General features: G+C 51.1%; 13 protein-coding genes. 7 read left to right on the top strand and 6 right to left on the bottom strand.

What is annotated here, in order from left to right; genetic code table 11:
* A complete protein-coding gene (locus SBG_RS10650) occupies window positions 1-1,191 on the bottom strand; it encodes an MFS transporter (protein ID WP_000660254.1) in 1,191 nt (396 codons plus the stop codon).
* A gap of 161 nt (window positions 1,192-1,352) precedes the next feature.
* Between SBG_RS10650 and SBG_RS10655 the strand changes: the two genes are divergently transcribed.
* Window positions 1,353-2,231 carry a LysR family transcriptional regulator gene (locus tag SBG_RS10655; RefSeq protein WP_000176715.1) on the top strand — a complete coding sequence of 293 codons (879 nt, stop codon included), beginning with the start codon at window positions 1,353-1,355 and terminating at the stop codon, window positions 2,229-2,231.
* Between the two features lie 116 nt (window positions 2,232-2,347).
* Here the strand turns inward: SBG_RS10655 and glpQ are convergent, their stop codons facing one another.
* Complete coding sequence (gene glpQ, locus SBG_RS10660; RefSeq protein ID WP_000858956.1) at window positions 2,348-3,418, bottom strand: glycerophosphodiester phosphodiesterase; 1,071 nt, start codon at window positions 3,416-3,418, stop codon at window positions 2,348-2,350.
* Between the two features lie 4 nt (window positions 3,419-3,422).
* On the bottom strand, window positions 3,423-4,781 hold the full coding sequence (gene glpT / locus SBG_RS10665; RefSeq protein WP_000948741.1) for a glycerol-3-phosphate transporter: 1,359 nt from the start codon (window positions 4,779-4,781) through the stop codon (window positions 3,423-3,425).
* Window positions 4,782-5,053: 272 nt separating this feature from the next.
* On the opposite strand from glpT, the gene glpA reads away from it, so the two are divergent.
* From glpA to SBG_RS10685, 4 genes are all read left to right on the top strand, one after another.
* The gene (gene glpA / locus SBG_RS10670; RefSeq protein ID WP_000857212.1) at window positions 5,054-6,682 is read left to right on the top strand and encodes an anaerobic glycerol-3-phosphate dehydrogenase subunit A; all 1,629 of its coding nucleotides are present in this window, start codon (window positions 5,054-5,056) and stop codon (window positions 6,680-6,682) included.
* A complete protein-coding gene (gene glpB / locus SBG_RS10675) occupies window positions 6,672-7,931 on the top strand; it encodes a glycerol-3-phosphate dehydrogenase subunit GlpB (RefSeq protein WP_000667164.1) in 1,260 nt (419 codons plus the stop codon). The genes glpA and glpB overlap by 11 nt, the downstream gene beginning before the upstream one ends.
* The gene (gene glpC, locus SBG_RS10680) at window positions 7,928-9,118 is read left to right on the top strand and encodes an anaerobic glycerol-3-phosphate dehydrogenase subunit GlpC (protein ID WP_001285719.1); all 1,191 of its coding nucleotides are present in this window, start codon (window positions 7,928-7,930) and stop codon (window positions 9,116-9,118) included. The genes glpB and glpC overlap by 4 nt, the downstream gene beginning before the upstream one ends.
* 229 nt (window positions 9,119-9,347) lie before the next feature.
* A complete protein-coding gene (locus SBG_RS10685) occupies window positions 9,348-10,310 on the top strand; it encodes an Rpn family recombination-promoting nuclease/putative transposase (RefSeq protein WP_001140150.1) in 963 nt (320 codons plus the stop codon).
* A 140-nt stretch (window positions 10,311-10,450) separates the two neighbouring features.
* On the opposite strand, the gene SBG_RS10690 is transcribed toward SBG_RS10685, so the two are convergent.
* Both SBG_RS10690 and SBG_RS10695 read right to left on the bottom strand, forming a co-directional pair.
* Complete coding sequence (locus SBG_RS10690) at window positions 10,451-11,647, bottom strand: nicotinamide mononucleotide deamidase-related protein YfaY (protein ID WP_000935698.1); 1,197 nt, start codon at window positions 11,645-11,647, stop codon at window positions 10,451-10,453.
* A gap of 114 nt (window positions 11,648-11,761) precedes the next feature.
* A complete protein-coding gene (locus tag SBG_RS10695) occupies window positions 11,762-12,304 on the bottom strand; it encodes a YfaZ family protein (RefSeq protein WP_000748512.1) in 543 nt (180 codons plus the stop codon).
* Window positions 12,305-12,581: 277 nt separating this feature from the next.
* Here SBG_RS10695 and nudI point away from each other — a divergent pair, with 277 nt between their 5' ends.
* On the top strand, window positions 12,582-13,007 hold the full coding sequence (gene nudI, locus SBG_RS10700; RefSeq protein ID WP_001249894.1) for a nucleoside triphosphatase NudI: 426 nt from the start codon (window positions 12,582-12,584) through the stop codon (window positions 13,005-13,007).
* 37 nt (window positions 13,008-13,044) lie between these two features.
* Here the strand turns inward: nudI and pmrG are convergent, their stop codons facing one another.
* Window positions 13,045-13,659: a lipopolysaccharide core heptose(II)-phosphate phosphatase PmrG gene (gene pmrG / locus SBG_RS10705; protein WP_000879251.1), complete on the bottom strand. Its 615-nt coding sequence runs from the start codon at window positions 13,657-13,659 to the stop codon at window positions 13,045-13,047.
* 306 nt (window positions 13,660-13,965) lie between these two features.
* On the opposite strand from pmrG, the gene arnB reads away from it, so the two are divergent.
* Window positions 13,966-15,105: a UDP-4-amino-4-deoxy-L-arabinose aminotransferase gene (gene arnB / locus SBG_RS10710; RefSeq protein ID WP_001279298.1), complete on the top strand. Its 1,140-nt coding sequence runs from the start codon at window positions 13,966-13,968 to the stop codon at window positions 15,103-15,105.
* The last annotated feature ends 2 nt before the right edge of the window (window positions 15,106-15,107 follow it).

Raw genomic sequence — 15,107 nt, forward strand, 5'->3', positions numbered from 1 at the left:
TTAGTGCACTTCGTGTGCGCTAACTAACGGCATCGTGCCGCGACGTTTCATCTGCACGATATACAACGCGCCGGCCAGCATGACCAGCACCGCCCCTACCAGATAAATCGCCCGATAGCCCACGCCTTCGACCATTAATCCCATCACGAATGCCCCCAGTGCCAGTCCTGCATCCATCGCATTAAAGAACAGCGAGTTCGCCACGCCGATTTTATGTGGTTCTACCGAGCTGATAATCTGTGTCTGGAAGATAGGTGTCACTGAACCGTAACCGATACCAATCAAGGCGCCGGACAGGATCATCATCACGCTGCCGTGGGTATACCCCAGCACGACCAGACCAACGGTAAAGGCCAGCAGGCAAGGATAGACTACGTATTTCGGCCCTTTTTTGTCACAGACGTTGCCAGTAAAGGCGCGGCAAATCATCAGAAAAATGGCGTAGCACAGCAGGAAGTTACTGGCGGCCGCCATGAGATCCAGTTCACGAGCGTACAACGCAAGAAATGCGGAAACCCCGGCATAAGAGAAGGTCATAAAGAAAGTCACCAACGCAAACGGCATTGCGGCTTTATCGAACATAGCAGAGAAACCGAGCTTCGGCTGCGAGCCATCAGCATGGCGAATTACCGGAGGGACAGCCACAATCAGGCAAAGCACAATTCCTAATAACGCCACGCCGGTACAGAGCCAGAATGCAGCAGCGAACGCGTTCCAGCGGGCCATATTAAGCCCAATCCACGGACCGACCACCATCGCAAGGCCCATCGCTAAAGAGAAAAAGCTGATGCCCTCTCCACGTCGGGAGGCCGGAATCAACCGCGCTGAAATTGTTCCTTTTACCGTGGTAATAACACCAAACGTAATTCCATGAAGCACGCGGATAAAGAGCAGCGACTCAATAGAATGGCAAACCGGATACAGCGCGGTAATCACCAAAAAGGCCAGAGAAGAGAGCACCAGAATCTTTTTATTTGAATATTTTCCCACCCACTGTCCAGCAAATGGCCGAATAACAATTGCCGCAACCAGGAAACAGGTCACTAGTAAGCCAGCCTTATCTGCAGTGGCGTGCAGGCGATCAGCGATATAGATCGGTAATAAGGTCAACAGTACATAAAAGACAAAAAAGATGATAAAGCTGACTATGGTTATTGCCCAAAAATCCTTCGTCCATAATTTTTCTTTCATTCTTAACGACCCGTTCAGATGGCGCACGCAGGCAACGCTCAGCTCAACTGAACACCTAACAGGTGCGTCAAAATGTGATGTATTCGATAGAACGGCAGTATAAACAAGCGCACTCTATTAGAGAAATTAATCGTTTTAATTATATTAATTAGGTTTTACTAATGACATTAACCCAAATCCACGCCCTGCTTGCCGTACTGGAGTACGGCGGATTTACCGAGGCCGGCAAACGGCTATACATGACGCAATCCGCGGTCAGTCAGGCTATCTCCGCGCTTGAGGAGGAACTCGGCGTTGATATATTGATTCGCGAGCGTCGTAAAGAGATTGAACTGACCGCCGCCGGTAGCCGCATCGTCAGGCACTTACGCGCGATCCAGCGCGATGTCAACGCGGTAAAAGAGATTGCCGAACAAGAAAAAAAGAACCCAACACGAACCCTACGGATTGGCTGTTTTCCCAGCGCCTGCGCCTGTATTTTGCCCGGTGTGATTCGTTATTTTGAAAGCCACCATCCACATGTAAAAATTATTCCCTATGAAGAGAACAGCACGGCGATTATTGATTCTCTACAGGATGAAAGTATTGATGCCGGTTTTGTTCATTTTCCAGTCAACGGTATGTATTGCGTCCCCATCTACCGGGATAAATTCACCGTAGTAGTGCCTGAAAATCATCCTCTGGCAAGCAATAATACAGTCACAGTCGAAGAACTAATGGGCGAGCCGCTTATTGTCAGTAAAGGTCGTTATGAACTAAGTATTATGGCGTTGTTTAAAGAAAAAAGTATTGAACCGATGGTGAAATATGAATTTAACCATCCAGATACCGCATTAAGTTTTATTCGACAGGGATTAGGTATTGCCCTATTGCCAGAATTAACATTAAAAGCCACGGCAGGAAAATTATGCTCCGTGGCGCTGGAACCCACCTTTTATCGACAAATTTCCCTGTTAGCAAAAGAACCACCAGTAGAAGGAAGCCCGCTATTTTTATTGCAGAAATGTATGGAAACCCTGACCGATGAGGGCTTGCTATAAAATAACATCGCCTGATGGCATTACGCTTACCAGGTCTACGCTGGCGAACGTTGCGCCAGGCCGGATGAGGCGTTTAATGCCGCCATCCGGCGCTTCACTCCTACTATGTCATACCCTTAGTCATTATTTTGCAGAAACATGACCGCTTTATCCGGGAAGTCGGTGAACAGCCCGTCGACCCCCGCTTTGTTATACAGGATATCGTACAGCTGATTGACGTCCGTGGCATAGTCCGGCAATTGATCGGCCCGCACAGTGTAAGGATGCACGACCATCTTATTCTGATGCGCGTCTTGCACCATTCCGGTCAGCTTGATATTCCCTTTGGTAGAACCTTCCGCGACCAACATATGATAATCCGGGCCAATGCCGTCCGCATATTCCGCCACCTGCTTCATAGCGCCCGGCTTAAACATCCAGTCGTAGTTGTAATTTACCCAACGACCGTCCGGCTGTTTCTGCTGTGTTTCATTCCAGTCGGTATACGCAATAAGTTGAACCAGATTGAGATCCATCCCCATTTTAGGTTCCAGTTCATTCTTAATTCGTTTCAGTTCAGCGACATCAAAACACTGCAAATAGACATTATCCTGTTTGCCGGTGTAACCATACTTCTTCAGCACTTCCAGCGTTTTCGCAGCAATATCTTTCCCTTCCTGATGATGGAACCACGGCGCTTTAATTTCCGGATAAATACCGATATTTTTACCGGTAGAGTGATTTAATCCCTGAACGAATTCAATTTCCTCTTCAAAGGTATGAATGCGGAAATCAGATTTCCCCATCGGGAAACGGCCCGGGTAAGTCTGGACTTTTTTGCCGTTTTCAATATCAAACCCTTCGGTAAACTTCAGGGATTTAATTTCATCCAGCGTAAAATCGATAGCGTAATAGCGCCCATCTTTACGCGCCCGATCCGGAAAACGGTCAGCGACGTCCGTCACCCGGTCAAGGTAATGGTCATGGAGGACGACCAGATGGTCGTCTTTTGTCATTACCAAATCCTGTTCAAGGTAATCTGCTCCTTGCGCATACGCCATCGCTTTCGCAGGTAGCGTATGCTCCGGTAGATAACCGCTGGCGCCACGGTGGGCAATGACGACTTTTTCAGCCGCCACGGCGCCGCTTCCGATTACCATTCCTGCCAACATCAACGCCACGCTCAGGTTTTTCAGTGTGGTTTTCATGTTATTAGCCTCCGTTGCGTTTTAACTGCAGCTCATCATGATGGCGTTTTTCGCCAATCATCACGACCACCAGCAGGATTACCGCCAGAATGCTGCCGCCAATCATCACCATAAAGCCGCCATCCCAACCGAAGAAATCAACGGTATAACCCACAATGGCGCTTGCAGCGACAGAACCGCCCAGATAGCCAAACAGACCGGTAAAGCCCGCCGCCGTACCCGCCGCTTTTTTCGGCGCCAGTTCCAGCGCATGAAGACCTATCAGCATCACCGGGCCGTAAATCAGGAAGCCGATAACGATCATACAAATCATATCAACGGTTGGGTTGCCAGCCGGGTTCATCCAGTAAACGATGGTCGCAATAGTCACCAGGGTCATAAAGAAGACGCCCGTCGCGCCACGGTTGCCACGGAATACTTTGTCTGACATCCAGCCACACAGCAGAGTGCCTGGAATACCGGCATATTCATAGAGGAAATATGCCCATGAGGATTTATCCAGAGCGAAGTGCTTCACTTCTTTCAGATAGGTCGGTGACCAGTCGAGGATACCGTAGCGCAGTAAGTAAACAAACACGTTCGCAATAGCGATATACCACAGTAATTTGTTCGGCAGTACGTACTGCATGAAGATTTGCTTCGCCGTAAGCTCTTCTTCTGCTTTTTCGTTGTAGTCGTCCGGATAGTCGTTTTTATACTCTTCGATAGGCGGCAAACCGCAGGATTGCGGTGTATCGCGCATCATCGCGAAAGCGAACAGCGCCACGACGATGGCGCCAAACGCCGGCATATAAAGCGCCGCTTTCCAGTCGTTAAACCAGGCCATCCCCAGCAGGAATAACAGTGGCGGGATCCCACCGCCGACGTTATGCGCACAGTTCCAGACCGATACAATCCCGCCGCGCTCTTTCTGCGACCACCAGTGTACCATCGTGCGGCCACACGGCGGCCACCCCATCCCCTGGAACCAACCGCAAAGGAATAGCAGCACAAACATCACGGCGATGCTGGACGTCGCCCACGGCACAAAGCCCATAAACAACATCACAGCGGCGGCCAGAATCAACCCTGCCGGTAAGAAAACGCGCGGATTCGAGCGATCGGACACCGAACCCATAATAAATTTCGAAAAACCATAAGCGATGGAAATTCCGGACAACGCAAAGCCCAGATCGCCGCGCGAAAAACCCTGTTCTACCAGATAGGGCATGGCGAGAGCAAAGTTCTTGCGCACCAGATAATACGCGGCATAGCCAAAGAATATCCCCAGGAAAATTTGCCAACGTAGCCGACGATAGGTCGGATCAATCTCCGCCGCTGGCAAGCGCGCTTTATGCGGCGCTGGTTTAAAAATACTCAACATATTGTAGCCTCCGTGGCCCGTCTTTTATTTAGAGGTAAACACCGCAGTTCGTTCAAACAATCCCGCTGCTCCCAGTGTGGCCGCGATGTTAAGTAAAGTTTTGTCTCATGAATGTGAATTAGAGCACATATTGTTACAGATTTATGAATAATGTTCAGAAAGGCGCACGAAATCACGTTTCATTTTCGAATAATGAGCGATTATGCGCGAAATCAAACATTCCATATGTTTTGTATGGCTAAATGATAAAAAACGAACTGTGAGGAAAAACAATGAAAACTCGTGACTCGCAAGCAAGTGACGTGATTATCATTGGCGGTGGAGCAACAGGCGCAGGGATCGCCCGTGACTGCGCGTTACGCGGTTTACGCGTCATCCTGGTGGAACGGCATGATATTGCGACCGGCGCGACCGGGCGTAATCACGGGTTGCTGCACAGTGGCGCTCGTTATGCAGTTACTGACGCGGAATCCGCCCGCGAGTGCATTAGCGAAAATCAGATCCTGAAACGAATCGCCCGTCATTGCGTCGAACCGACGGATGGTCTGTTTATCACATTACCAGAAGACGATCTTACGTTTCAGGCTACCTTTATTCGCGCCTGTGAAACGGCAGGCATTCGCGCTGAAGCTATCGATCCGCAACAGGCTCGCCTTATTGAGCCTTCCGTCAACCCTGCGCTTATCGGCGCGGTAAAAGTGCCGGACGGCACGGTGGACCCTTTCCGCCTCACCGCCGCCAATATGCTGGACGCCAGAGAACATAGCGCCATCGTGTTGACGGCGCATGAAGTGACCGGACTTATTCGCGAAGGCGCAACAATCTGTGGCGTTCATGTGCGCAACTCTCTCACTGGCGAAACCCAGACGTTCCATGCGCCAGTGGTGGTTAATGCGGCTGGTATCTGGGGTCAACGAATTGCTGAATATGCCGATTTAAACATTCGCATGTTCCCGGCAAAAGGGTCGTTGTTGATCATGGATCACCGAATCAATCAGCATGTGATTAACCGCTGCCGGAAGCCGTCGGATGCCGACATTCTGGTGCCCGGCGATACAATTTCGCTGATTGGCACCACGTCTACCCATATTGATTATAACGAGATAGACAGCAACCGCGTCACCGCCGAGGAAGTCGATATACTGTTACGTGAAGGGGAAAAACTGGCCCCCATCATGGCTAAGACGCGTATTCTGCGTGCTTATTCCGGCGTCCGCCCGCTGGTAGCCAGTGACGACGATCCCAGCGGCCGTAACGTCAGCCGCGGTATTGTCCTGTTCGACCACGCCGAGCGCGATGGACTTGAAGGCTTCATTACCATTACCGGCGGGAAGCTAATGACTTATCGCCTGATGGCAGAATGGGCTACCGACGCTGTATGCCGCAAGCTGGGCAATACCCGCCCCTGCACCACGGCGGATACGCCGCTGCCTGGCTCAAAAGAGTCTACAGAACGTACACTGAAACGTATTATCTCGCTTCCCGCGCCACTACGCGGATCGGCGGTTTATCGGCACGGCGATCGCACGCCGGAATGGCTAAGCGAAGGCCGCCAGCATCGTAGTCTGGTCTGTGAATGTGAGGCCGTCACGGCGGGTGAAGTACAGTATGCCGTCGAAAACTTAACCGTGAATAGCCTGCTGGATCTACGTCGTCGCACCCGCGTAGGCATGGGCACTTGCCAGGGCGAATTGTGCGCCTGCCGCGCCGCCGGGCTATTGCAGCGTTTTAATGTGACGACCGCCGCGCAATCTATTACACAACTCTCTGAATTCCTGAATGAACGCTGGAAGGGCGTGCAGCCGATCGCCTGGGGAGACGCGCTGCGCGAAAGTGAATTCACGCGCTGGGTTTACCAGGGATTATGCGGTCTGGAGAAGGAGCATCAGGATGAAATTTGATACGGTTATAATGGGTGGCGGCCTCGCCGGTTTGCTGTGCGGGTTGCAACTCCAGCAGCATGGATTACGCTGCGCTATCGTCACCCGCGGGCAAAGCGCGCTGCATTTTTCTTCCGGCTCTTTGGATCTCCTCAGCACGTTGCCTGACGGCCAACCGGTGACGGAAATTACCGCCGGGCTTGATGCGCTGCGCAGTCAGGCGCCGGAACATCCTTATTCGCGGTTAGGCACGCAAAAAGTCCTTACGCTGGCACAGCAGGCGCAAACGCTACTTAATGCCAGCGGCGCGCAGTTATACGGCGATGTTCAACAGGCGCATCAGCGCGTGACGCCGCTTGGCACATTGCGCTCAACCTGGCTTAGCTCGCCGGAAGTTCCGATCTGGCCGCTGTCAGCGCAACGAATTTGCGTCGTCGGTATTAGCGGGTTACTGGATTTCCAGGCGCACCTTGCGGCAGCGTCGCTACGCCAATACGCTCTCAACGTTGAAACCGCAGAAATCGACCTTCCGGAACTGGACGTACTGCGCGATAACCCAACAGAATTTCGGGCAGTCACTATTGCGCGCCTGCTCGATAATGAAGAAAAATGGCCGCTGCTTTACGACGCGCTGTCGCCGATAGCCGCAAACTGCGACATGATCATCATGCCCGCCTGTTTCGGGCTGGCGAACGATACGCTGTGGCGCTGGCTTAACGAGCGTCTGCCTAGCGCACTCACGCTATTGCCGACGCTGCCACCGTCGGTGCTCGGTATTCGTCTGCACAATCAGCTCCAGCGCCAGTTTGTCCGTCAGGGCGGTATCTGGATGCCCGGCGATGAAGTGAAGAAAGTCACCTGCCGCCACGGTATCGTGAGCGAAATATGGACCCGCAATCATGCCGATATCCCGCTGCGTCCGCGTTTTGCTGTACTCGCCAGCGGTAGCTTCTTTAGTGGTGGTCTGGTTGCAGAGCGAAAAGGGATCCTCGAACCGATTTTAGGACTGGACGTACAACAAACGGCTACCCGCGCCGAATGGTATCAACAAAATTTCTTCGACCCACAGCCATGGCAACAGTTTGGCGTTATGACGGATAACGCTTTCCGCCCTTCCCTTGCGGGCAACACGATAGAAAATCTGTATGCAATAGGATCTGTACTGGCGGGGTTCGATCCTATAGCCCAGGGATGCGGCGGCGGCGTCTGCGCAGTCAGCGCCCTTCAGGCCGCCCATCATATCGCCGAGCGTGCAGGAGAACAGCAATGAGCGACACACGTTTTGAAAGTTGTATTAAATGCACGGTGTGCACCACGGCGTGCCCGGTCAGCCGCGTTAATCCTGGCTACCCTGGCCCTAAACAGGCTGGACCGGATGGCGAACGCCTGCGTCTGAAAGACGGCGCACTGTATGACGAGGCGCTGAAATATTGCATTAACTGCAAACGGTGTGAGGTCGCCTGTCCGTCGGACGTGAAGATTGGCGATATTATCCAGCGCGCCCGCGCGAAATACGATACGACGCGCCCGTCATTGCGTAACTTTATTCTCAGCCATACCGATCTGATGGGCAGCGTTTCAACGCCGTTCGCGCCGGTGGTCAATACCGCCACCGCCTTAAAGCCAGTGCGCCAGTTGCTTGATTACGCGCTGAAAATCGATCATCGCCGCACCTTACCAAAATACGCTTTTGGCACGTTTCGTCGCTGGTATCGTAGCGTGGCGCAGCAGCAGGCCAGATACAAAGATCAGGTCGCCTTTTTCCACGGTTGCTTTGTGAATTACAACCATCCGCAGCTCGGTAAAGACCTTATTAAGGTACTGAACGCCATGGGTACTGGCGTACAACTCCTGCGTAAAGAGAAGTGTTGCGGCGTGCCGCTTATTGCCAACGGTTTTACGGATAAGGCCCGCAAACAGGCTATCAGCAATGTGGAATCGCTACGCGAAGCGATTGGCGTCAAAGGTATTCCGGTCATCGCCACCTCCTCCACCTGTACGTTTGCGTTGCGTGATGAATATCCTGAAGTACTGGACGTAGACAACACCGGGCTGCGCGAACATATCGAGCTGGCCACCCGCTGGCTGTGGCGCAAACTGGATACCGGCCAAACGCTACCGCTGAACCCTCTGCCGCTGAAAGTGGTTTACCATACGCCGTGTCATATGGAAAAAATGGGCTGGACGCTTTACACGCTTGAACTGTTGCGTCAAATCCCCGGGCTTGAGCTGACAGTGCTTGATTCACAGTGTTGCGGCATTGCCGGTACGTACGGCTTTAAAAAGGAAAACTATCCGGCATCTCAGTCCATCGGGGCACCGCTGTTCCGCCAGATCGAAGAAAGTGGCGCCGACCTGGTCGTCACCGATTGTGAAACCTGTAAGTGGCAAATTGAAATGTCCACAAGCAAACGCTGTGAACATCCAATTACTCTGCTGGCAAAAGCGCTGGGTTAAAGAATTTCCGGGTGGCGGCTTACACCTATCCGCTCTGTAAAGCCTACAGATGCTGATAAGGGTAAGCTGCACCCCGCTTTATTGCGTTTCCCCTTCCACAAAATTGCACCTGTTGCAATATGACGTATTTATTCCTCACTGCTCTTCGCAAAGAGAAAATTCTGCACATGCCATCGGCGTCTTAGACGCGTACCGTCATGCTAACTTATGCTGAAGGTGACGGATTACCATGGCCAAATCAACCACTTCAACACCCCACGATGCAATTTTTAAAAAAATGATGTCTTATCCTGAGATAGCTCGAGATTTTTTGGATATTCATCTTCCTGCGCCATTACGCGCCATTTGTGATTTAACTACGCTTAGCCTGGAGTCAACGTCTTTTATTGAAGAAGACCTTCGCGCCTATTATTCCGACATAGTGTGGTCGCTGAAAACCAGTAAAGGTGAAGGGTATATTTATTGCGTTATAGAGCATCAGAGTACGGCAGTGCCACATATGGCGTTCCGGCTGATGCGTTATGCCACCGCCGCAATGCAACACCATCTTGATGCAGGAAATAAAACATTGCCTTTAGTCATCCCGGTGCTCTTTTATCATGGTGAACAGAGCCCTTATCCATTTTCGCTTAACTGGCTGGATGAGTTTGACTATCCGCAACTCGCGCGGCAACTTTATTCGCAAACCTTTCCACTGGTAGACATTACGGTAATTCCAGACGATGACATCATGCAACATCAGCGCGTCGCACTGCTGGAACTGATGCAAAAACATATCCGTGATCGTGACTGGATGAGTATGGTTGACAAACTTACTTCCCTTTTAATTGCCGATATCGCTAATGACAGCCAACTGCAAACGCTGTTTAATTATCTGGTACAGTACGGCGATACTTCCCGGGTGAGCGAGTTTATCCGTGAAGTTGCTGAACGTTCCCCCCATCACAAGGAGAGCTTGATGACAATTGCTGAGAGGCTGCGACAGGAAGGCCATCACAATGGGCTACAGGAAGGATTACAACAAGGAATACAGCAAGGAATACAGCAAGGAATACAGCAAGGTCGGCACCAAGGAACGCAAGAAGAAGCGTTGCGAATCGCGCGCATGATGCTGGAAAAAGGAATCGATCGTGATGCGATTTTGGCCATTACCGGGTTTTCCGTCGAGGAAGCTATGGCGAACAGCCATTAATAAATAGCGCCAGCACGCAGGCCGGATAAGCGAAGTGAACTGAGATCCAAATGTTAGACACAATCTGACATCTGAGAGAGCCGTTCACATCACCTGTCCGGCCCAGTGTGTATTTTCTACCGCCAATAAGCGAAATATCACTATGCCGTCAGGGACTCGACCACGTCTATCCAGCCGTGTTCGCTGACAATATCCTCGCCATTAAGCCAGCGGCGCAGCATATTTAGCGCCATCATCGCGCAGACCTCCTGACGTATTGCCAGACTGTAGCGGTTGGCGCTAAAACGCACACGTAAAGCATACGTGCCATCCGGCGTCGCCAGCGCGAAATTAAGATGTTCATTTTCCAGCCCCGACACGGCCAGCGCCAGGCCGGCATAATGATTGCTGCGCCGTTCTGTTGTCCAGTGTGCCGTTTGCGCCAGCGTCTCCTCCTGAGAGGGAACCACTTCGCTGGCAAGAACAGGTGCTCCGGCGCGAGAAAGTTGCAGTGCCAGTAAGCCACTGGTGTACTGTTCACTCAACGTCACGCTCAGTTGCCTTTCCTGCAGGCAACGGGTGATTTGCGCCGGCAAGTCTTCCGTACCTTCAAAAATCATATTCTGCCCGGCCACCCGCCTGATCTCTGGCCACAACGCCAGCATAGCCTCCCGCTGCGTGGCTGGACCGGTCAACTTCAACTCAATGATCGGCATTGATGAGCGATATCCCATCGTCACGCCTGGCGGCAATGACAGCGAGTCCAGGGCCTGTGCCAGATCGCTTTCTGAACGTCCGAAAGTGGTTAAACGTAGACACAGCGGCGGCTGCGGCAGCGAAAAACGCGCGCGCAGCCGCGGCAAAATTTCATGCTCGACCATCACCTTAAATTCAGACGGCACGCCTGGAGTAAAAAATATCAGGCAGCGGTTTAGCTGCACGGCAAAACCGCAGGCGGTGCCAACCGGATTATGGATAAACTCTGCGCTGGCGGGCAGTTCAGCCTGTTTACGATTGCTCGGGGCCATCACGCGACCGCGTTCCTGAAAGTAACGTTCCATTTCGGTCAGCCACGCGTCGTGAAGTATCAATCCTTCGCCTTTTGCCGTTGCAGCAGCGAGCGCGCTTAAATCATCGCTTGTCGGCCCTAATCCACCATTAACAATCAAAACATCAGCATGTTGGCTACGTTCACGCAAGATTGCGACCAGATCGTTCAGGTTATCGCCTACTGTATTTCGCCGCGATAACGGAACGCCCTGATTAAAGAAAAAATCAGCCAGCCAGGCGGCATTGGTATCGACGATTTGTCCATGTAATACCTCATCCCCGGTGGACAGCATTTCCACATTTAGCATCGTGTTCTCCTGCTCTTATGATGAAAACACTATAACGCAAAGCCGGATATGACGTAGAAAGAAGAATAAAACAAAGAGAGGAATATGACGCGACGATTGTCGCGCCATTTATCATCAGAAGCTGGCGCTTACGCCAACGTAAGGGCCATCAGCAATCGCATTATCACGGTTACCGTCTTTACCCGCCAGGTTAAGGTAGCGATAACCGGCTTCAATGCTCAGCGGACGCATAATGGTGAAACGCGCGCCTGCATTAGCTTCTTCATAACTATCGATACCGCTGGACAGCGAATCAGGTGAATAATAATACTCGCCGAACAGACGGAAGCTGTTGCCGATTTTCCATTGTAACCCACCGCCGACAGCCGCCGCATAGCCTTCATCGCCGTCTTTCGGGTTGGTATAAATACCTTTACCGCCGACAGTCGCCAGCAGCGGTCCCACCGGAATGTTCAGCCCCAGGCCGACGCCCGCGGCATCGCCATCATCATCGTTATGCATCCAGTTGCCGCTTAGCGCCAGTCCGGTAGATTCGGTACCAAAACCCACGCCAATATTGGTGTAATCTTCGCCCGCCTGGCCGCTAATACTTATCGCGTGCGCCGATGCAGAAACAAACAGCATTCCGGCAAAACCTAATACTATACTTTTTTTCATTTTTACCCTTTCCAGCAAGCACATAAAGAAAAACGCCCCAAAACTGCAGAATTGTACTGCCAGACGCTGAGGAATCAATGTACTAAAAAACCATTACAAAAACATATTGTAACTAAATACTACTTACGTCAGGCGCCTCGTTACGCGATCGCATAACACCTCTTGTGAAGAAAAGACTCGCCACAATCACGCTCTGCGTTTTCGCTCCCATTTCTGGCAAAGAATTTCGCAGCGCGATTTGTTAAGCTTATAATTTATTTCTTTAAGGAACCGACTTATGCGTCAACGAACCATAGTTTGCCCATTAATTCAAAATGATGGCTGTTACCTGCTGTGCAAAATGGCCGACAACCGCGGTGTCTTTCCCGGTCAGTGGGCGCTAGCGGGCGGCGGTGTTGAACCCGGCGAGCGTATTGAAGAGGCTTTGCGGCGCGAAATTCGGGAAGAACTTGGCGAACAACTGATTTTAGACGATATCACACCGTGGACCTTCCGCGATGATATTCGTATTAAAACCTATGCTGACGGCAGCCAGGAAGAGATTTATATGATTTATCTGATCTTCGATTGTCTCTCCGCCAATCGCGATATCCGACTTAACGATGAGTTTCAGGACTATGCCTGGGTTAAGCCAGAAGAACTTGCCCTGTATGATTTAAACGTAGCGACACGCCACACCTTCGCGTTGAAAGGACTATTATAATGCTACGACAGCCGAATAAGGCTGTCTCTGTGCTTTATTAACCCCGCAGTTCCGGAACGAATTCGCCATCTAAAAAGAGTTTCCCGTTTTCCACATGCATCACAAGTGCATTCAGGTAGTCCGGTTCAAACTTTACGCCGCGTTTATTTTCTGCAATATAAGTCAAACAATGATTATGGGTAAAAATAACGATATTTTTATTCGGCGAGCTTTTCAATAACGTATTGATTGAAGCATAAATACCGCTGCCACAATCCATCATTTTTTTATCTACCGTAAGCGGTCTGCCTGCGGAAAACCAGGTCGCCGACTGGATGGTACGTACTGTATTACTGGAATAGAGATTATAATTTTGTATATCCGCGCTAAAGACTTTACCAAGCGCTCTGGCATCCTGCGCGCCATTAACTGTAATCCCCGTACTGTCTGACAGGCAGGTATTATCGGAACGATCACAACGCTCGGCATGGCGGAATAACACCACCACCTGATGCTGCTTCGCCAGCATTGCCAGTGTTTTACCATTAATCTGTGGCAGACCATTACCGCTCCAGGCATGTTGTGAGGTTAACCCGGCGAGAATAACCAACGCTCCTGCAAGGATCGCAAAGTAGCGTTTGTTTTTTATAAAACGTAGGGTAAATGCCAGCACATTAACCTCTCAGGCCTCAGGCGAACAGCGTAACTACCTTAATAGCAGTACGATTAAATGAAATTCCACAAGCAAAAACGTAAACCCGAAACATAAAAAGAGGTTCCGGGCGTGCATAAAATGCCTTAAACTTTTGGTGAAAGCAAAGCATAATTCCATTAAAGAGTATATTTTTACTTCATCTTAATTTCTTAATGTTAATTTAATCTTCATTCAGTAGGGTTTAGATAAATGCGTTAAAAAATAAGCCCTTTTCTATTCTCCGAATATTTGAAAAGCGGCTTTCAATGGCTGAAGGTAAAAATGATGTCGGACTTCTTGCCGTTCTCCCGCCCGGCGATGGGCGCGGAAGAACTCGCTGCAGTTAAGACCGTACTGGACTCCGGTTGGATAACAACCGGTCCTAAAAATCAGGAACTGGAAGCGGAATTTTGCCAGTTAACAGGCAACCAGTATGCTGTGGCCGTCTGTTCAGCCACCGCCGGGATGCACATTACGTTGATGGCGCTGGGCATTGGCGAAGGCGATGAAGTCATTACACCGTCAATGACGTGGGTTTCTACGCTAAATATGATTGTTTTACTCGGCGCGAAACCCGTCATGGTCGATGTTGATCGCGACACCTTAATGGTCACGCCAGAGCATATTGAAGCCGCTATAACGCCGCGAACAAAAGCGATCATCCCCGTCCATTACGCTGGCGCACCTGCCGATCTGGACGCTATTTATGCCCTTGGCGAGCGTTATGGTATTACGGTGATTGAAGATGCGGCGCATGCAACAGGAACCGGATACAAAGGCCGCCACGTAGGTGCCCGCGGTACCGCGATTTTTTCCTTCCACGCCATTAAAAATATTACCTGCGCCGAAGGCGGCATCGTTGTCACAGATAATGCGCAGTTGGCGGATAAACTGCGTAGTCTCAAGTTTCACGGACTTGGTGTGGATGCCTGGGATCGACAAAGCTGGGGGCGCACGCCGCAAGCGGAAGTTCTGGCGCCGGGCTACAAATATAATCTGACCGATCTCAACGCCGCTATCGCGCTTGCTCAATTACAAAAACGGGATGCCCTTAACGCTCGTCGCGCCGCCATTGCAGCCCAGTACCACCAGGCGATGACGGCCCTGCCCTTTCAACCCTTGAGCCTTCCGCCATGGGAACATATCCATGCCTGGCATCTGTTTATTATCCGGGTTGATGAAACACGCTGCGGCATCAATCGGGATGCTCTGATGGCATCGCTGAAAACAAAAGGCATTGGCACGGGTCTGCATTTCCGCGCCGCGCATACGCAAAAATATTATCGCGAACGTTTTACGACGCTCACGCTGCCCAATACTGAATGGAACAGCGAACGAATTTGCTCGCTGCCGCTCTTTCCCGACATGACCGGGAGTGACCTTGAACGGGTCATTACCGCACTTCATCAGATAGCCGGACAATAAGC

This window comes from Salmonella bongori NCTC 12419, assembly GCF_000252995.1.
Classification (GTDB): domain Bacteria; phylum Pseudomonadota; class Gammaproteobacteria; order Enterobacterales; family Enterobacteriaceae; genus Salmonella; species Salmonella bongori.